General features: G+C 71.9%; 17 protein-coding genes, 1 pseudogene and 1 riboswitch. Of the genes and pseudogenes, 4 read left to right on the top strand and 14 right to left on the bottom strand.

All coding sequences use genetic code 11. The features are described from left to right. Window positions 1-240: 240 nt before the first annotated feature. The 3 genes from D8M39_RS11680 to D8M39_RS11670 all read right to left on the bottom strand — a co-directional run bounded on the left by D8M39_RS11680 (window position 241) and on the right by D8M39_RS11670 (window position 2,437). Window positions 241-900 carry a flavin reductase family protein gene (locus D8M39_RS11680; RefSeq protein WP_083482298.1) on the bottom strand — a complete coding sequence of 220 codons (660 nt, stop codon included), beginning with the start codon at window positions 898-900 and terminating at the stop codon, window positions 241-243. Between the two features lie 214 nt (window positions 901-1,114). Then, on the bottom strand, window positions 1,115-1,642 hold the full coding sequence (locus D8M39_RS11675) for a flavin reductase family protein (protein ID WP_126875058.1): 528 nt from the start codon (window positions 1,640-1,642) through the stop codon (window positions 1,115-1,117). Window positions 1,643-1,729: 87 nt separating this feature from the next. Continuing rightward, on the bottom strand, window positions 1,730-2,437 hold the full coding sequence (locus D8M39_RS11670; protein WP_126875057.1) for an alpha-ketoglutarate-dependent dioxygenase AlkB: 708 nt from the start codon (window positions 2,435-2,437) through the stop codon (window positions 1,730-1,732). 107 nt (window positions 2,438-2,544) lie between these two features. On the opposite strand from D8M39_RS11670, the gene D8M39_RS11665 reads away from it, so the two are divergent. Beyond that, a complete protein-coding gene (locus tag D8M39_RS11665; RefSeq protein WP_055082503.1) occupies window positions 2,545-3,522 on the top strand; it encodes an LLM class flavin-dependent oxidoreductase in 978 nt (325 codons plus the stop codon). Window positions 3,523-3,617: 95 nt separating this feature from the next. Here the strand turns inward: D8M39_RS11665 and D8M39_RS11660 are convergent, their stop codons facing one another. The 11 genes from D8M39_RS11660 to D8M39_RS11610 all read right to left on the bottom strand — a co-directional run bounded on the left by D8M39_RS11660 (window position 3,618) and on the right by D8M39_RS11610 (window position 12,821). Next, on the bottom strand, window positions 3,618-4,433 hold the full coding sequence (locus D8M39_RS11660; protein ID WP_126875056.1) for an alpha/beta fold hydrolase: 816 nt from the start codon (window positions 4,431-4,433) through the stop codon (window positions 3,618-3,620). A gap of 100 nt (window positions 4,434-4,533) precedes the next feature. Beyond that, window positions 4,534-5,409, bottom strand: coding sequence for a prenyltransferase (locus D8M39_RS11655; protein WP_126875055.1), 876 nt, complete (start codon window positions 5,407-5,409; stop codon window positions 4,534-4,536). Next, a complete protein-coding gene (locus tag D8M39_RS13260; RefSeq protein ID WP_126875054.1) occupies window positions 5,403-5,897 on the bottom strand; it encodes a lycopene cyclase domain-containing protein in 495 nt (164 codons plus the stop codon). Before D8M39_RS13260 ends, D8M39_RS11655 begins: the two co-directional genes overlap by 7 nt. Next, complete coding sequence (locus D8M39_RS11645; protein WP_055082511.1) at window positions 5,894-6,241, bottom strand: lycopene cyclase domain-containing protein; 348 nt, start codon at window positions 6,239-6,241, stop codon at window positions 5,894-5,896. The genes D8M39_RS13260 and D8M39_RS11645 overlap by 4 nt, the downstream gene beginning before the upstream one ends. After that, a complete protein-coding gene (gene crtI / locus D8M39_RS11640) occupies window positions 6,241-7,860 on the bottom strand; it encodes a phytoene desaturase family protein (protein ID WP_055082513.1) in 1,620 nt (539 codons plus the stop codon). Before crtI ends, D8M39_RS11645 begins: the two co-directional genes overlap by 1 nt. Next, window positions 7,857-8,837, bottom strand: a complete 981-nt coding sequence (locus tag D8M39_RS11635; RefSeq protein ID WP_126875053.1) for a squalene/phytoene synthase family protein — start codon at window positions 8,835-8,837, stop codon at window positions 7,857-7,859. Before D8M39_RS11635 ends, crtI begins: the two co-directional genes overlap by 4 nt. 14 nt (window positions 8,838-8,851) lie before the next feature. Further along, window positions 8,852-9,952 (bottom strand): polyprenyl synthetase family protein, encoded by a 1,101-nt coding sequence (locus D8M39_RS11630; RefSeq protein WP_126875052.1) that lies wholly within the window; start codon window positions 9,950-9,952, stop codon window positions 8,852-8,854. After that, complete coding sequence (locus tag D8M39_RS11625) at window positions 9,949-10,440, bottom strand: MarR family winged helix-turn-helix transcriptional regulator (protein ID WP_238694073.1); 492 nt, start codon at window positions 10,438-10,440, stop codon at window positions 9,949-9,951. The genes D8M39_RS11630 and D8M39_RS11625 overlap by 4 nt, the downstream gene beginning before the upstream one ends. A 73-nt stretch (window positions 10,441-10,513) precedes the next feature. Then, window positions 10,514-11,425, bottom strand: a complete 912-nt coding sequence (locus tag D8M39_RS11620; RefSeq protein WP_126875050.1) for a fructosamine kinase family protein — start codon at window positions 11,423-11,425, stop codon at window positions 10,514-10,516. 72 nt (window positions 11,426-11,497) lie between these two features. Then, on the bottom strand, window positions 11,498-12,034 hold the full coding sequence (locus D8M39_RS11615) for a hypothetical protein (RefSeq protein WP_126875049.1): 537 nt from the start codon (window positions 12,032-12,034) through the stop codon (window positions 11,498-11,500). An 88-nt stretch (window positions 12,035-12,122) separates the two neighbouring features. Next, window positions 12,123-12,821 (bottom strand): TetR/AcrR family transcriptional regulator, encoded by a 699-nt coding sequence (locus D8M39_RS11610; RefSeq protein ID WP_055082522.1) that lies wholly within the window; start codon window positions 12,819-12,821, stop codon window positions 12,123-12,125. Between the two features lie 77 nt (window positions 12,822-12,898). On the opposite strand from D8M39_RS11610, the gene D8M39_RS11605 reads away from it, so the two are divergent. From D8M39_RS11605 to D8M39_RS11595, 3 genes and pseudogenes are all read left to right on the top strand, one after another. Beyond that, window positions 12,899-14,380: an MFS transporter gene (locus D8M39_RS11605; protein ID WP_126875048.1), complete on the top strand. Its 1,482-nt coding sequence runs from the start codon at window positions 12,899-12,901 to the stop codon at window positions 14,378-14,380. 114 nt (window positions 14,381-14,494) lie between these two features. Further along, a riboswitch (SAM riboswitch) is annotated at window positions 14,495-14,610 on the top strand. A 42-nt stretch (window positions 14,611-14,652) separates the two neighbouring features. Further along, entirely contained in the window at window positions 14,653-15,660 is a 1,008-nt protein-coding gene (locus D8M39_RS11600; protein ID WP_055082525.1) for a methylenetetrahydrofolate reductase, read from the top strand. Window positions 15,661-15,953: 293 nt separating this feature from the next. Then, window positions 15,954-16,913, top strand: a pseudogene (locus D8M39_RS11595) (5-methyltetrahydropteroyltriglutamate--homocysteine S-methyltransferase); the annotation flags it as partial.

The raw sequence follows: 16,913 nt of genomic DNA, 5'->3' as shown, positions 1-16,913 counted from the left end.
TAGGGTGGAGCACGTCGAGGTCTTTCGGCGATGGTGAGCGTGAAGAACTTCCATCATCCGGGAGACCTCGACCCCTACCCGGCCACCGACGCGCTCAACCGACTACACCCTCGTTCGTGAAGAGCCGGGTTGGCGGGCGCCGTTCGACGTCCAACTGCTTGCTTCGGAAACTAATCTACGACGAGATACATGCCGCGTCAACCTATGCAATAAAAAGTAACTTGAGCGACCGGGAACGACTCAGGCACGCAGTCCCAGGACCGACTCCTCGCTCAGGCCGTGGAACTGGCGCTGGTGGTACACGAGCGGACGGCCGGAGCCCTCCATGCCCAGGACCTCCACCACGGCCGCGTTGAACACGAGGGACGGGCCCGCCTTGATCCGCGCCAGGGGAATGGCCCGCAGCACGCGGCGCACGTCCGTGAGTCGCGGTTCGCCGGTGGGCAGGGTGGTCCAGGGCATGTCGTCCCCGAAGCGGGGTGCGCCGGAGACGGCGAAGGAGCGGGCGAGGTCGACGTCGTCGGCGTCCAGGAAGTGCACCACGAACGACGTCGCGGCGGCCACCACCGCGGCCGACCCGCGGCTGGCCTGCAGAGAGAAGCCCAGGATGGGCGGGTCCGCGGAGATGGAGGACACCGACGATGCAGTGAGCCCCACCGGACCCTCGGGGCCGGTCGCCGTGATGATCGCGATGCCCGCGGGGTGCTGGCCGAACGCGGACTTGAACCCTTCCGTCAGGGCCGGATCGCTGCGCAGGGCCTCGGTGGGCGCCACGAGGTCCACGGCCTGCGCGGACACGCGCTCGGCCTCGGCGCCGGACGAGGGAACGGTCTCGGGCGCCGGCCCCGAGTCCGGGCTCTGGGGCGTGGTGGACGTGGTGTGGCTGACGCGTTCCGGCATGATGGGTTCCTCTCACACGGCTGTGCTCCGGGATCGGCGGTTTCTTTCCGCTAATTTCCGGCCACTGTAGATCCTTCCAGGCGAATCCTGTCCAACCTATTCTTTGCCAGTCCACATTCTGGGCCACACCGCGTCGAAGAACGTCATGTTGGGGGACAGAACCGCAGGCTCGCAGCGCGGTCGGCGACGGTTTTCGATCCTCGGTCCTCCGCTGTCAGACCAGACCCCGGTACTCCCGCGCGAAGTGGATCAGCGGGCGGTCGGCCCGCCCGGCGTCGTCACCCCTGCCCATGGCCGTGACCCTGCCGACCACCACCAGGTGCGTGGCCGCGGTGTGGGTGGAAACGGTGTCGAGCTCGAACCAGCTCAGGCACCCGTCGATCACCGGCGTGCCGCTGCGCTCGGTGCGGTGGAAGGGGACGGTGTCCAGCAGGCCGTCCACAGGGTTGCCGGGGCTCGCGAGCCAGTTGGCCACGGAGCGCTGGTCCGCGTTGAGCAGGGACAGGGTCCACGTGCCGGTGCTCTCCACGGCCTCGCACATGCGGCCCATGTCGTAGAGGCACACGAGCATGGTGGGCGGGTCGTAGGAGACGTCCGCGAACGCCGTGACGGTGATCGCGTGGTCCTTGCCCCGGTAGCGGGCGCACACCACCCCCACCCCCGCGGCGTGGTCCGCGACGAGCGTGCGGTAGCGCTCCACCTGCGTCTCGGTGGGGCTGGGATCCAGCGACTCGCTCTTCATGGCTCCAGTCTGTCACCGCCGACGACGACGCCGCCCGGCCGGGTGTGCCCCGAGGGGAACCTTCCCGGTGCCTGGCCCCATTCACCGTCACCTGCCGCCGCGACCGCCCGTCATGCGCAGCGTGATGTTCAGCCGCCCGCCGTTCTTGAGCCCGAGCTGACGCCCGCCCGTTCCGGGGAGCACCTTGGGGACACCGTGGAACGCGTAGCGGGAGGGCCCTCCGAAGACGAACAGGTCCCCCGAACGCAGCTCCACGTCCTGGTACGGCGCGGTGCGGGTCTCGGTGTTGCCGAAACGGAACACGCACGTGTCACCGAGCGAGAGGGACACGATGGGCGCCGCCGAGAACTCGTCCTTGTCCTGGTGCATGCCCATGTGGGCGGCGTCGTCGTAGAAGTTCACGAGCGCGGAGTCCGGGGCGAAGTCCCGTGCCAGGCGCGCGGCGTCCGGGAGGCCGACGTCGTGCCCCGGGTCCCCGAGATATGCGTCCGCGACCGCCCGTGCACCGAGGGCAACGAGCCAGTCGGGCAGCTCCGGCGCCCGTCCGCCGCCGTCCGCGCCGTAGCGGTAGGCCGCGCGGCCGCTGCCGAGCATGACCGACTGCACGGACATCCGCCCGCCGCCGGCGAGCACCTTGTGCTCCATGGGGGCGGCGCGCACCCACTCGCGGGCGACGTCCACGAACCGCTGCTGCCGCGCGGGGTCCAGCCACCCCGGAACGTGGACCGCGCCCGGCGCCAGGACCGCCCGCTCGCGGGGGACGGTGAAGAGCTCGTCGACCTCGTACTCGGCCATGACCGCACCATAGGCCACCCGTCCGACACCGGGAACGTCGTCAGGAATACCCCCGCCGTCGAGGCCGTTATTTCCACAGCAAGTTTTCTTCTGGAAAGGTTTTACTGATGGCACTGCCCCTGTCGGTCATCGACTTCGCCACCGTGCGCAAGGACCAGTCCGTGGGCCAGAGCTTCGCGGACTCCGTGACGCTCGCCCAGCACGCGGAGCGTCTGGGCTACTCGCGCGTCTGGTACGCCGAGCACCACAACATGTCCACGATCGCGTCCTCCGCCCCCGCCGTGCTGATCGCGCACGTGGCCGCGCACACCGAGCGCATCCGGCTGGGTTCCGGCGGCGTCATGCTACCCAACCACTCCCCGCTGACCGTGGCCGAGCAGTTCGGCACGCTCGCGGAGCTGCACCCCGGGCGCATCGACCTGGGCCTCGGGCGCGCCCCCGGCACCGATCCGCGCACGCTGCGGGCGCTGCGCCGCTCCCCCGAGGCCGCCGAGAACTTCCCGCAGGACGTCAAGGAGCTGCAGGGCTACCTCAGCGGGAACTCGATCGTCCCGGGCGTGAACGCGGTTCCGGGCTCCGGCACCAACGTGCCCCTGACCATCCTGGGCTCCTCGCTGTTCGGCGCCCAGCTGGCCGCCGCCTACGGCCTGCCCTACGCCTTCGCCTCGCACTTCGCGCCGGACGCGCTCGTGGACGCGGTGGCCGCCTACCGCTCCCAGTTCCAGCCCTCGGAGCAGCTGTCCGAGCCGTACGTGATCGCGGCGGTGAACGTGATCGTCTCCGAGGACGCGCAGGACGCCGCCCGCCAGCTCGAGGCCGCCCAGCGCTCCCGCGTGCGGGCCATGGTGGGCCGCGGCCGCGAGTTCACCGAGGAGGAGATGGACATGGTCATGGCCTCCCCCGCCGCGTCCCAGGTGCTGCACATGATCAGCTACACCGGCGCCGGCACCCCGGACACCGTGGTGGACTACCTGCACCGCTTCGCCGAGCACGCCGATGCGGACGAGCTCATGATCTCCCCCACGGCGACCCGCCAGCCGGACGTCCTGAACTCCATGGAGCTGCTCGCCAAGAACTGGGACTGAATCCGCCCCAGGGTGACATCCCGGACGACGACACCGCTCGGCACCCCGGACGCAACGGCTCGCGGCACCGCGCGGGGCGGGCGCCCGCCCCGCTGTCAGGTGAGGGAGCCCAGGAACCGCAGCAGGGCGGCGTCGTAGTCGGCGGGGTTCTCCATGTTGGGCGTGTGCCCGCTGCGGGGAACCACGGCGAGCTCGCCGTGCGGCAGCAGCTCGGCCATCCGCCGGGCCGCGCCGCCGTCGAACGCGTCCCCGTCCCCCACGACCACGAGCGCGGGCTTGCGCCACGCCCGCAGCGTCTCGGTGAAGTCCTGGCGCTCGGCACGCCCGCGCATGGCAGCGGCCGCGCCCTCCGCCGGGCACGCGGCGATCATCTCGCGCACCGCGCGGGCCACCTCGGGCAGCCGCTCCACGTTGTCCTCGTGGATCATCGAGGCGAGCACCCTGTCCGCGTAGGCGGGCATGCCGCCCGTCAGGATCCCGTCCGCACCCACGTGACGACGACGCCGCCCCGCCACGTCCTCAGCGTGCGGCACCGTGTCGTTGACGATCAGCGCGGCCACCCGCTCTGGGTGGGTCGCGACGATCTGCAGAGCCACCTGCCCCGCCATCGAGAACCCCACCAGCACCACGGAGTCCAGCCCCAGGTGGTCCAGCAGGGCAATAACGTCCGCCGCGAACTCCTCGGTGTAGACGATGCCCGGCGTGACCTCCGACTCCCCGAAGCCGCGCAGGTCCGGGGTGACCACGCGCCATCCCTGGTCAACGAGCACCGGGATCTGCGCGTCCCACATGGAGCGGTCGTAGCCGTGGCCGTGCAGCAGCACGACCGCCCGGCCCTGCCCCTCGTCCGTGTAGGCGAGCTGCGTGTCGTTGACCCGGGCGGTGTGAGTGGCGAACGTCGATCGGCTCATGCGCCCATGATGCCAGCCCCGGGCACGCAGACCGCGGGCCATGCACCAGGCCGGGCCTCACCAGGCCGGGCCGCACCGGTCCCGGGCGTTGGGCATCCGTTCACAGCACGTGAACCCGGGCCCACCAGATCAGCAGCATCGTGACCAGGAAACCGGTCGCGTAGTTCAACCACAGGAACGTCCTCCACCCGGCGTTGGCCCGGCCGGAGTCCTCGTCCGTGACGCCCCGGAAGCGCAGCGCGTTGACCAGGTACGGCACCGCGAGCAGCGCCGCGAGCTGACCCGGCCACTGGGCGAGCAGCATCAGGGCACCTGCGAGGGCGTAGAGGCCCGCCGCGAGCCACACGGTGGGGCGCGCACCGAGCACGGTGGCCACGGAGGCCAGCCCACCCTCACGGTCCGGTACCACGTCCTGCACCGCCCCGAACATCTGCGAGGCCATGCCCCACAGGAAGAAGCCCACGAGCACCGCCCACAGCCCCACCGTGAAGTCCGCCCGTGCGAGCACCAGTCCGTAGACGGCGGGCGAGACGAAGTGGGTGGCGGAGGTCATCGCATCCACGAACGGGCGCTCCTTAAAGCGCAGCCCCGCCCACGAGTACGCGACCACCGCGAACAGGCTCACCGCCAGCACCAGCACGGACAGCAGGTTCCCGGTCACGATCCCGTACCCCGCCAGCACCGCGACGAACGGCACCGGCAGCAGGCACGAGGCCCGCAGCACGCCGCGCTGGGCGGCGCGATCCACCACCGCGCCCTCCACGCCGCCCTTGCGGGGGTTGCGCAGGTCCGACTCGTAGTCGAAGACGTCGTTGATGCCGTACATCGCCAGGTTGTAGGGCACCAGGAAGAACACGGCCCCCAGCGCCACGAGCCACCAGGGCAAACCGCCCGTCAGCAGCACGGCCGCCGCGAACGGGTAGGCGGTGTTCACCCAGCTCAGCGGGCGCGAGGCCCAGAACAGCGTCCTCAGCACGGTTCGTCCCTTCCATCGGCGGGGTTCCCACTGGGCCTGCCCCCGGCATGTGCGCGCCCGGTGCTCGTACCATCGGTGTCCGCGTCCTCACCGCTCGCGTTCTCGTCGCCCGCGCCGGCTGCGGTTGCGGCTGCGACCGCGGAGGACGACGACGCCGCCGTCGCCCGCCCGTCACCGGCCGCCGCCCCGGGCGTGCCTCCCAGCAGCAGCCACATCGTCGGCAGCAGCAGCACACCGGCCACGGGGTAGGCGAAGTCCTCCAGCGGGGCGAGCCCGATCCGCACGCCCGAGATGTTGCGGTCCGTGTACGTCATGATCCCGGAGGCGATCATGACGTTGTCGAAAACGGCGGTGAGCACCACGAGCAGCGCCGCGGAGGCCGCGAGCGCCCCCCAGAACCGGGCGGGTGGACGCCGCACGAGCGCCGTTGCCAGCAGAACGACCGCCGCCATCCCCAGGAAGACCGCATTCACACCCCAGTACGTCATGCCCGCCTCCCCGCGTGGGCCGCGCCGGTGCGGGCCCGCAGCCACCGCCACAGCACGGGCGCGCCGAGCACGTAGACCATGGTCTGGTAGCAGAGGAACGCGAGGAAGAAGACCTCTTCCAGGGGCAGCTCGGGAGCCACGAAGATCCCCAGGGTCAGGGAGTTCTCCCCGTGCCAGAACAGTCCGTTGGCGATCCCCACCAGGTCCCAGGCGAGGAAGAACACCACCCCGGTGACCAGCACGAGCCAGGCCCGCATCGGGTGCCCGGACCAGAAGTACAGGTTCCAGCGCCGGTCGATGAGCGCGAAGCAGCCCAGGAGGACGAGCAGCAGGAACAGGTACATCAGCGCGCCCCGCTCTCCCGCACGGCGTCCCGCACCACCTCGGAGGAGATCAGGCACATGGGTACGCCGATCCCCGGGCGCACCGAGGAACCGGCGTAGAACAGCCCCCGGATCCCGCGGTCGGTGACGCCGGGACGGAACATCGCGGACTGCGTCAGAACGTGCCCCGGGCCCAGCAGGGAGCCGCGCCATGCATTGACGGCCACCGCGAAGTCCTCGGGCCCGTAGGTCCTGCGCACCACGATCCGCGAGGCCAGGTCCGGGATGTCCGCCCAACGCGCGAGCTGCGCGATGGCGGCGTCGGCGACCCGCTCCACCTGCGCGGAACCGGGCTCGTCGACGCCCGGTGCGGTGGTTCCACCGTGGCCCCACTCGAGCGCCGCGGGCGAGGGCACCAGGATGAAGAGGTTCTCGTCCCCCTCGGGCGCGGTGCCCGGATCCGTCGCCGACGTCATGGACACGTAGATCGAGGTCTCCTCCGCGAGGTCCGCACCGGACTCGATGCGCCCGAAGTTCTCGTCCCAGTCCGCGGTGAACAGCAGGTTGTGGTGGGCCAGCTGCGGCAGCTTCCCGCGCACGCCGAGGCACACGAGCACCCCGGAGGGCCCGGGATCGCGGCGTTTCCAGCGGGACTCCGGCGCGCGGAACGGACCCGGCAGCAGGCGGGTCTGGAGGTGGTGCAGGTCCGCGGCGCCGACGACGACGTCCGCGGGCACGGTGACCTCCGCACCGGCGACGACGCCGTCCGGGTCCGTGCCCGGCGCCGTGCGGTAGGTGACGCCCGTGACCGTGCCTGCGGTGCGACGTCGTGCCCGGGCGGCAGCCAACCGGGAACGCGGCGACCGCGGTTCGGGAGCCACCTCGATGCCGGTCACGGTGGCCCCGGTGACGATCTCCACACCGGCCGCGCGCACGAGCCGCTCCATGGCGTCCACCAGCGCGGCGAATCCACCCATCGGATACTGCACGCCGTCGGTGAGGTCCAGGTGGCTCATGAGGTGGTACATGGCCGGGGCGGAGCCGGGGGACGCCCCCAGGAAGACGGCGGGATAGCCCAGGATCTGGCGCTGCCGCGGCTCGGGAAAACGGCGCGCGACGTAGTTCTTCATGGACGTGCCCAGCAGCGTTGCCAACCGCGGGAGGTTGCGGAGCACCTCCGGGCGCACGAGGTCCAGCGGGTGCGCGAAGTCCGTGTAGAGGAAGTGCTTCTTGGCGAGCTCGTAGACCTGCGCGCCCGAGTCCAGGTAGGCGCGCAGCGCGCTGGAGGACCCCGGGTCGAGGCTGTCGAACAGCTCCTGCGCGTGGCCGGTGACCACGTCCGTGGGCGGTTCCGCCAGGTGGTCCTCGAAGAAGACGCGGTAGCCCGGGTCCAGCCGGCGCAGGTCCAGCTGCTCGGCGGCGCTCGTGCCCATCAGGGTGAACCAGCGGTCGATCACCTCGGGCATGAGGTACCAGCTGGGTCCGGTGTCGAACGAGAAGCCCTCCGCGGACCACCGCCCGGAGCGGCCACCGACCGTGTCCTGCTGCTCGAGCAGGGTGACGCTGTGCCCGTCCCGGGCGAGCAGGCCCGCCGTGGCCACGCCCGCGAAGCCGCCGCCGATCACCACCGTGCGCGTCATCGGGTGGCCCCCGTCCGGGAGGTTTCGGGCACGGCCGCCGGCACCGGGGGCCCCGACTCTAGGGCTCGGCCCCGCCCGTGCGAGCCCGTGCGCGCGGTGACGGACAGCGCTCTCGCGGCGATCCGCAGCTTCACCCCGGCGGGCACGCTGATGCGCCGTCGTGTGAGCTCCGCCGCGGGCACCTCCTCGATCTGCCGTGCGAGCTCACCGAACAGTCCGTGCGCGATCAGCACCGCGCGCCCGGCACGGCGGTCCAGCGCGAGGATCCCGGGCACGGCCGCGTCCAGGTCCGCGCCGAGGTCCGCGAGCAGCAGCCGCTTGCGGGTCTCGTCCAGGTGGGAGGGGTCCGCGCCGGGGAAGTAGGTGCGTCCGAGCTGGTCGTGGTCCGCGCCGAGATCCCGCAGGAAGTTGACCTTCTGGAACGCGGCACCCAGCCGGCGGGCCGTGGCGCGCAGCATCTCCCGCTGCTCCGGGGTCTGGGCGCGGGTGCCGGGCATGTCCATGAAGACCTCCAGGCACATCAGCCCCACGACCTCCGCCGAGCCGTAGATGTAGGACTCAAGCGAGGCGCCGTCGTGCTCGGCCACGTCCAGGTCCGCGCGCATGGACGCGAAGAACGGCTCCGTGAGCTCCGTGCCGAAGCCGTGACGGCGGGCGACGTCCGCGAAGCCGTGGACCACCAGGTCGGTCGAGAAGCCCGTGGCGAGCGCGGAGGCCACCTCGGCCTCGTACGCGTCGAGCGCCGCGCGCACCCGGTCCGCGCCGAGACCCGCCGCCCCGGCCGTCCCGTCCACCACCTCGTCCGCCACGCGCACGAGGGCGTAGATCCCCGCGATGTCCCGGCGCACCGCCGCCGGCAGGGTCCGGCACGCCAGCGAGAAGGACGTGGAGTAGCGCCCGATCACCGCGCCCGAGGCCGCCAGCGCGGTGGCGGTGTAGAGGCTCAGCGGCGCGTCGGCCGGTGCGTCCTGGGGCATGGTGGGGGTCCTCACTACGAGTCTCTGTTCAGGACGTGGTGGCACAGCGCGTCGAGCTCCGCGCGCTGGGCAGCGGGCAGCGGGAGACCGTCCAGGGTGGCCCGGGCCCGGTCCACGAGGTCCGTGGCCACTGCCACGGCTGCCTCCTGCGCTCCCGACGCCGTCAGGGCAGCCCGCGCGGAGGCGACCGTGGTACGCCCGGCCGCGAGCTCCGCGAGGACGTCCCGCACCGCGGGGGTCTGCATTCCGTGGGCGGTGAGCACGGTGGCCTTGCCCGAGTTCAGATCGGCGTCCACCGACTTGCCGGTGAGCTCGGGGTCGCCGAAGGTTCCCAGGACGTCGTCGACGACCTGGTAGGCCACCCCGAGCTGGGCGCCGGCCCGCGCCAGGCGCTGGGCCTGCTCCTCGGGCGCCCCCGCGAGCAGGGCGCCGGCGCGCAGGGGTGCCTCGAACGAGTACGTGGCGGTCTTCAGCCGCTCCATGTCCAGGATGTCCTGCACGCCCGGGTGCTCCGCGCCGTAGCGGTGCAGAGAGAGCAGGAGGTCGTCCAGCTCACCGGCCGCGGACGCGGTCACCGCCTCGAAGACCACGTCTGCCACGGCACGTCCCCGCCCCGGGTCCTCGGTGCACGTGGTCGCCAGCCGCAGCGCACCCGCCAGAAGCAGGTCTCCCGCGAGGATCGCCGCGGACTCCCCCGCGTGCTCGGCCTCGCCCTCGGGGGCCCCCGCCTGCACCGCGTCGCGGCGGAAGAGCTCGCCCACCGTGGGCCGCCCACGACGGCGCCAGTCCCGGTCCACGACGTCGTCGTGCACGATCAGCGCCGCGTGCAGCATCTCGAACGACGCCGCCAGGCGCACGCACTCGGCCTCTCGGCCGGAGTCAGTGCTCGACTCACCGGCGAACGAGCGCCACGCGATCTGCGTCAGACGGGGCCGGATCAGCTTGCCGCCCACCACCTGGTGCCGGATGCGATCCCACATCACCGGGAAGCCCGGGCTGGAGGGAACCCTGTTGCGCGGGGAGTCGAAGAACTCGTCCAGCTCCCGGTCAACGGCCGCGCGGAACACGTCCCAGACCGCGGTGGGATCCGCCGCGGTGTCTGTCTCCGAGGTCATGGGCGCTCCGCCCCGGGGCCGGGCATGCCCTGGGTGGCGCCGCCAGTGCCGGCCGGGCGTTCGCGCAGACCCGCCAGGTAGTCCTCCATGCGGTCGGCGGTGCCGGTGAGGAACTGCAGGACGGCCCCGCGGCCGGACTCGTCCAGCCGCGCGAGCTCCTCCTCGACCATGTCCATCATGGGCACCACGTGCTCCCGCACCTGCTCACGGGATCCGGCCACGGCCCGCACGGTCATGCGGCGGCGGTCCTCTCCGTGCGGTTCACGCACCACGTGCCCGGCCCGTGCGAGCCGGTCCACCACGGCCGTGGCGGAAGCGGTGGTGATGTGCAGGGCGTGGGCCAGGTCGGTGGGCCCCATCGGACTCCGCAAGAGCAGGGCCATGGCGGAGTAGTCGGTTTCCTTCAGGCCCATGAGGCGGCGGATCTGGTACCCGATCTCCTCGTTCAGCCGCACCAGCCGACGCAGCGCGCGCGACTGCGGGCTCACGCTCGCACTCCACGTTCCGGTCTCCGTCACCCGGTGACTCCCGCCTCGTAACTACTAGAAATTCTAATAACCATCATGCTGGACAGCGGCGGGTCCTGTCCAACCACGGGCGGGGGCACCCGAGCTGGCGCAGGGCCCGCACCACCGCACCCCCGTAGCCGCCGCCGAACCGGATGGCGTGCACGAGCAGCGGGGGCAGCTGGTACCACGGCACCCGCTGCTGCCAGCCGTCGGCCAGGGGGTAGGCGTCGTCGTACGCGGTGAAGCACTCCCTGCCGAAACCGCCGAAGAGCTGCATCATCGCGAGGTCGTACTCGCGGCCCCCGTAGAACGAGGACGGGTCGATCAGCCAGTTCGCGCCGGAGGCGTCCACCACCCGATTGCCGGCCCACAGGTCCCCGTGCAGCAGGCTCGGCGGCTCCGCGGGACCGGCCAGCTCCTCCGCGCGGGGCGCGAGCTCCGCCAGCAGGCCCGACGCCGCGGGGTCCAGGTTCCCGGCGTCCACCGCCGCGCGCAGCAGCGGCTCGATCCGGCGCACCAGCAGGAACTCGGCCCAGTCGTCGGTGGGCGTCAGATCCGTGGGCGAGGAGCCGATGCGCTCGGGCAGGTCCGGCGCCAGCCACCCCACGTGCGGTGCGTGCGCGCGGTGGATCGCGGCGAGGCCGATCCCGAAGCCGCGCTCGGTGGCCCCGGTCCGGGCACCCGCACCCTCGTCGATCCACTCCAGCGCGAGCGCCCCGTCCGAGACGTGCAGCACGCGAGGAACTCGGATCTCCTCCGGCACCACGGCGCGCAGGGCCTCCAGGCCCCTTGCCTCGAGAGGGAGCACCCCCGCCGGGGCGTTCGGCATCGTCTTCACGAACACGGGCCTGCCCGGCGTCTCCACGCGGAAGGCGTTCGCGCTGTCACCGCCGCTGAGCGGCTGGGCGGTCTCCGCCCGCAGCTCGGTCACGAGGTCCGGGGGCAGCTGGTCGATGTGAGTCATGGCTTCTGTCTAGCACTGCGCGCGGGGCTGCGTCACTGCGCAGGGCAGGGCGGCCGGGCGTGGGCCCCGGCCTCAGCCCGCGACGGGCTTCATGGTGAACGACTCCAGCACCGGGAGCAGCCGGGCGCGGAAGAGATCGCTCTGCATGAACTTCTGGGTCTCGTCCGCCATGTCCACCTGATCGTTGATCCCGCCCTCCTGGGTGCCCTCGAACGAGACCATGGTGCCGTCCCCGCGGCTCACGTAGCCGAAGAGCCGGTCCGCGCCGGTCGCGGACGTCACCGCGTACACGTTCGCCATGTTCACGCCCACCGACTGGCCGGGGAACGGCCCCACGCCGAAGGCCAGCGGATGGCCCTGGGCGTCCAGCGCGTCCGGGAGGGTTCCCACCGTGGTGGGGTTCTGGGGCGTCACGGGGCTCGCGATCTGACCGTCCGGACGGATCGAGAGCGTGAACATCCGGGCCCCCTTCTCGTCGTTGACGCTCCACGCGGGGATCTCCGCGGTCGAGGTGCTCAGCGCCGTCACGGTCCAGTCGTCCGGGTAGTCGAAGGAGATGGTGCCGTCCGGGGTGGTGAACGTGCGGGTGAGAGCCACCGTCGTGCCCACGGACGTCCCCTCGCTCGCGCCAGCGGACTGGCTCGCGGTGCCCTCACCGACGGGCCCACCGCGCGGCCCGCGCCCTCTCGGCTCCGGCTCAGCCCAGCTGCGCCCGGACCCCGGCGAGGTAGATGTCCACTCCGGCGAGGAACTGCTCGCGGTCGTCGTGCTGCGCGAAGCCGCGGGCAATGGTGTGCAGGAACGGGAACTCGTGGGCGTCCAGGGCGAGCCACGCGTCCGCGAACTCCTGCAGGTGCTCCTCCTGGCTCACCCCCTCCTCCAGGAACGCGGCCGGCATCTCGCGGATCTCGGCGCCGCTGCCCACTACGAAGGACAGCAGCCCGCTGGCGGCGTTGAAGCACTGCGCGCTCGTGAGCTGCATCCGCATGAACTGCTGGCCCATCGCCTCGAAGATGCGCAGGGAGTTGGGCTGCATGGTGGTGTCCCGCAGCAGGTACGCCCCGGCCCACTCGTGCGCCTGCAGGGTGTCGAACAGGGTGGCCGAGAGCGTTCGCAGCACCTCGAACGGGTCCTCCCGCACGTCGACGCCGCTCAGGACGTCCGCGAGGATCGCGTTGGTCGCGCGGTCGAGCAGCTCGTCGCGCCCGGTCACGTAGTGGTAGATCGCCCCCACACCCGTCTCCATGCGGGCCGCGAGCGCCCGGAAGGTCAGGGCGTCCTGGCCCGCCTCGTCGAGCAGTGCCACGGAGGCATCGACCACGGCGGGCAGGGAGAGGGCTGGCCGGCTCCCCCTGGGGCGGCCGCGGGTGCGCTTGGACTCGGGTGCTGGACTCATGGATTGCACTTTACCGAACCTCGTTCTAATATCGCAGCAGGTTGAAATTAGAACCATGTTCGAGAAAGGCTCACGCCATGTCCCACACCACAACCGAGCCGGTGGCCTCCCCCTCGCGGGAGAGCGCTCCGGCCACGATCGTCGGCAAGACGATCGGCCAGGCCTGGCTGCCGTTCGCAGCCCTGTGCCTCTGCTTCTTCGTCGAGATGGTGGACAACACCGTCCTGACCATCGCCCTGCCCACCATGGGCCGGGACCTGCACGCCTCCACCACCCAGCTGCAGTGGGTCACCGGCGCGTACTCGCTGATGTTCGGCTCCCTGCTGCTCACCTCCGGCTCCCTCGCGGACCGCTTCGGCCGACGCCGCGTGCTCACCGTGGGCCTCGCCGGTTTCGGCCTGGTCTCCGCCCTGGTCTGGCTGGTCCAGGACGCGGGGCAGCTGATCGCACTGCGCGCCGTCATGGGCATGTTCGCCGCGTGCATGGCACCGGTGACCATGTCCCTGGTCTTCCGCCTGTTCGACGACGAGAAGGTGCGGATGCGCGCCATCTCGATCATGGTCATCATCGGCATGAGCGCGATGGCCCTGGGCCCGGTCGTCGCCGGCGGCGCGCTGGAGTCCGTGAGCTGGCACTGGCTGCTGTTCGTCAACACCCCGATTGCCGCCTTCGCGATCCTCGGGCTGCTGTACGGGGTGCCCAAGGACACCGCCGAGGACCTGCACACCACGCCCCTGGACATCCCCGCCGCACTGGCCACCATGGCCGCCATGGGCCTGGGCTGCTACGCCCTGACCAGCGGCGTCGACAACGGCTGGACGTCCCCCGTCACCCTCGCGTGCTTCGTGGGAGCGGCCCTCGCCGTCGTCGTGTTCATCCTCCGGGAGCGCCGCGCCGCGCACCCCATGATCGACCTCGCCGTCCTCACCCGCCCCACCGTGCGCGGCGCCGCGCTGGCCCAGCTCGGCAGCTCCGTGGCCATGATGGCGGCGATGTTCATGCTGATCCTGCACTTCCAGTACGCCCTGGGCTGGTCCCCCATGAAGGCCGGTCTCGGCAACCTGCCGTTCGTGGTCATGATGATCGTCTCGAGCCCCGTCTCCGAGAAGCTGATCGCGCGGTTCGGCCACCGCGTCACCTGCATGATCGCCACCGCGAGCGTGGTCCTCGGGACCCTGGTGCTGGCCTTCGGGGTGGAGCACGGCTACTGGGTGCTCGCCGTGGGCATGGGGCTGATGGCCATGGGCCTGCGCATCATCATGACCGTGTGCGCCGTGGCGCTGATCGAGGCCATGCCCGAGGACCAGACCTCCATGGGCACCGCGCTCAACGACGTCAGCCAGGAGCTCGGCACCTCGCTCGGCACCGCCGTGGTGGGCACCATCCTCGCCGCCCTCGTGGCGAAGACCCTGCCGGACGGGCTCTGGTCCGCGGACTTCCTGGAGTCCTTCTTCCACGGCGAGCGCGTCATCTACCTGGTGGTGGCCGCCCTGGTGGCCGTGATCAGCGGCTACGGCTGCACCACGCTCACGAACTCCCGCGCGGCTGACGAGTACTGAGCCCCGCCCCGCCGCGCCCGGCGTGTGACGTCCCGTTGCACGCCGGGCGCGGCCGCATCCGAGCGCCCCTTGACGGCCGCGGCGTGAGCCGTGCTACGGTTTCGGGCAACAAAGGATCAAGAGTCCCGGTGCAAAGCTCTGGCTAGCCGGGCGGCAACCCTCCTGCTGTAGTGGGGTGCCCCAGATGACGATCCGGCCGCCGCGCAACCGCGTGATGGCAAGTACGGCGCTCGGAACTGGACCTCCGGCGTCAACGCCGGAGGTTTTTTCACATGTCCGCACCGTCACTCGCACCGCAGCCCACTCAGACCCGGCAGCAGGCCGCGGTGGCCGACCCGCCCACGGGGACGTCCTGGCTCGTGCGCCGTCCCCGCCGTTCCACGCTCGTCTCCTTCGAGGTGTTCCCGCCCCGACCGGACGCGGACCCGGACACCGTGTGGTCCCGCATCGACGCCATGGCGCAGGCCGGGCCGGACTTCTTCTCGGTCACGCACGGGCACTCCGCCGGAACCGGCGTCTCCCGGGAGGCCCTGCGCCACCTGCGCCGCACCACGAGCACCCCCGTGATGGCCCACTTCACGTGCGGCGGCACGGACCGCGCCGGTCTGGAGCGCTCCGTGGAGCAGCTGCTCGACGACGGCGTCCGCGACCTCCTCGCCCTGCGCGGGGATCCGCCGCTGGGCGCCGGTGAGTGGGAGACCCCGGCGGGCGGGCTCGGCCGCGCCTCGGAGCTGGTCTCGCTCATCCGGGACGTCGAGCGGCGTCGCTTCGGGGACGGCTACCGCCCCGGAACGCGTCCGCTGTCGGTGTCCGTGGCGTGCTACCCCTCCCCCGCCCGCGGCAGGGACTTCGAGGCGGACCTCGCGTCCCTGTGGGAGAAGCAGGAGGCCGGCGCGGACTACGCGATCACCCAGGTGCTCTACGAGCCCGAGGACTACGCCCGCTTCCTGGAGCGCGCCCGCTCGGAGGGCATCCACATCCCGGTGGTCGCCGGACTCATGCCGCTGACCAACCCGCAGCGGTTGCGCCGGATGACCGAGATCACCGGTGTGGCCGTGCCGCGGCGGCTCACCGACTTCCTGGCGGCGGGAACCCCGGACGAGCTGCGCCGCCGCGGGATCGCCGCCACGCTCTCGCTGATCGACGACCTGCTCGACCTCGGCTGCGCGGGCTTCCACCTCTACACGTTCAACCGCCCGGACGCCGCCCTGACCATCCTGGAGCACCTGCGCGTCCGGGACGCCGCCCGCGAGTACCGGGGCCGCAGCCCGGCCGCCTGAGCCGACGCCGCGACGTCGCCGTCCCCTCTCAACGCTCCTCGGCACACCCCCTCAGCACCCGCTCCGCGAGCGCTCCCTGCCCGCGGTCGCGGTACCGCACACCCTTTTTCCCGACCGCACCGGGCGCCCCGGCCCCGCACGTCGCACAGCAGGGAGGCGACCCGGCCCCCGTCAGCACCACAGACCAGATCAACAGAACAGATCCACAGACCAACTCCACGAACCAGCACCACAGACCGAAGCATCCACACCACCACGCACCGCACCCACCAGAGATCCACGGAGGAGTCCCCATGACCGCTCGACACACCACCCCGTTCCCCACCGCCACCGTTCTCGGCTACCCGCGCATCGGCCCGGACCGCGAGCTGAAGAAGGCGCTCGAGGCGTACTGGGGCGATCCGGCCCAGCACCCCGCCCAGACGGTGCTGGACACGCTCACCGCGCTGCGGGAGCGCACCACCGCCCGGCTCACCGGGCTCGGCCTGACTGCCCCCGCCGCGGTGCCCTCCGAGGGCTTCGCCGTGGACCACGTGCTCGACACCGCGCTGGCCCTGGGTGCAGTCCCGGCCCGCTTCGCGGCGGACGGCTACCGTCCCGCCGCGCCGGACACCCCGCGCGGCATCGAGCTGGTGACGGCGCTGTCCCGCGGCACGGACCACCTCGAGCCGCTCGAGCTGACCAAGTGGTTCGACACGAACTACCACTACTACGTGCCGGAGATCGGCCCGGACACCCCCCTGAGCGCGCAGCCGGAGAGCATCGTGCAGCGCTTCGCAGGCACGCTGGAGGCCACGGGCACGGTCACCCGTCCCGTGCTCGTGGGGCCGCTGAGCCTGCTGCTGCTCTCCCGTCCCGAGACCACGGACGAGCCCGGTGCCCGTCCCCTGGACCGGCTCGACGACGTCGTCGCCCTCTACACCACACTGCTCTCCGCCCTCGCGGACGCCGGAGTGCCGTGGGTCCAGCTGGATGAGCCCGCCCTCGCCTCGGACGGCTGGCAGCTGCCGCGCGCCGAGCTCGTGGCCGCCCTGGAGACCGTCTACGCGCGGCTGAGCTACCCCGCGCAGCGGCCGCAGATTCTCGTGACCGTGGGCTACGGGGACGCCGGCGAGGACGCGCAGCTCGCCCTGGCCCGCACGGACGTGGACGCCCTGGCCGTGGACCTGGACCGCGGGGAGGTCCCCGGCGGGGCCGCGCTGCAGGCGTGGGGCGAGCGTCCGGTCGTCGCCGGCGTGGTCGGAGGCCGCACA

Source organism: Kocuria sp. HSID17590, from assembly GCF_003989485.1.
GTDB classification, from domain to species: Bacteria; Actinomycetota; Actinomycetes; order Actinomycetales; family Micrococcaceae; genus Kocuria; species Kocuria salsicia.
The sequence above is the reverse complement of the archived record's forward strand: the minus strand, read 5'-3'. Positions and strand labels throughout refer to the sequence as shown.

Bases quoted from the DNA above. Each gene is read 5' to 3' on its own strand.
- D8M39_RS13260 (WP_126875054.1), bottom strand. From the start codon at position 5,897: ATGACGTACTGGGGTGTGAATGCGGTCTTCCTGGGGATGGCGGCGGTC.
- D8M39_RS11620 (WP_126875050.1), bottom strand. From the start codon at position 11,425: ATGACTCACATCGACCAGCTGCCCCCGGACCTCGTGACCGAGCTGCGG.
- D8M39_RS11665 (WP_055082503.1), top strand. From the start codon at position 2,545: ATGGCACTGCCCCTGTCGGTCATCGACTTCGCCACCGTGCGCAAGGAC.
- D8M39_RS11610 (WP_055082522.1), bottom strand. From the start codon at position 12,821: ATGAGTCCAGCACCCGAGTCCAAGCGCACCCGCGGCCGCCCCAGGGGG.
- D8M39_RS11645 (WP_055082511.1), bottom strand. From the start codon at position 6,241: ATGTACCTGTTCCTGCTGCTCGTCCTCCTGGGCTGCTTCGCGCTCATC.
- D8M39_RS11635 (WP_126875053.1), bottom strand. From the start codon at position 8,837: ATGCCCCAGGACGCACCGGCCGACGCGCCGCTGAGCCTCTACACCGCC.
- D8M39_RS11675 (WP_126875058.1), bottom strand. From the start codon at position 1,642: ATGAAGAGCGAGTCGCTGGATCCCAGCCCCACCGAGACGCAGGTGGAG.
- D8M39_RS11630 (WP_126875052.1), bottom strand. From the start codon at position 9,952: ATGACCTCGGAGACAGACACCGCGGCGGATCCCACCGCGGTCTGGGAC.
- D8M39_RS11605 (WP_126875048.1), top strand. From the start codon at position 12,899: ATGTCCCACACCACAACCGAGCCGGTGGCCTCCCCCTCGCGGGAGAGC.
- D8M39_RS11680 (WP_083482298.1), bottom strand. From the start codon at position 900: ATGCCGGAACGCGTCAGCCACACCACGTCCACCACGCCCCAGAGCCCG.
- D8M39_RS11660 (WP_126875056.1), bottom strand. From the start codon at position 4,433: ATGAGCCGATCGACGTTCGCCACTCACACCGCCCGGGTCAACGACACG.
- crtI (WP_055082513.1), bottom strand. From the start codon at position 7,860: ATGACGCGCACGGTGGTGATCGGCGGCGGCTTCGCGGGCGTGGCCACG.
- D8M39_RS11670 (WP_126875057.1), bottom strand. From the start codon at position 2,437: ATGGCCGAGTACGAGGTCGACGAGCTCTTCACCGTCCCCCGCGAGCGG.
- D8M39_RS11600 (WP_055082525.1), top strand. From the start codon at position 14,653: ATGTCCGCACCGTCACTCGCACCGCAGCCCACTCAGACCCGGCAGCAG.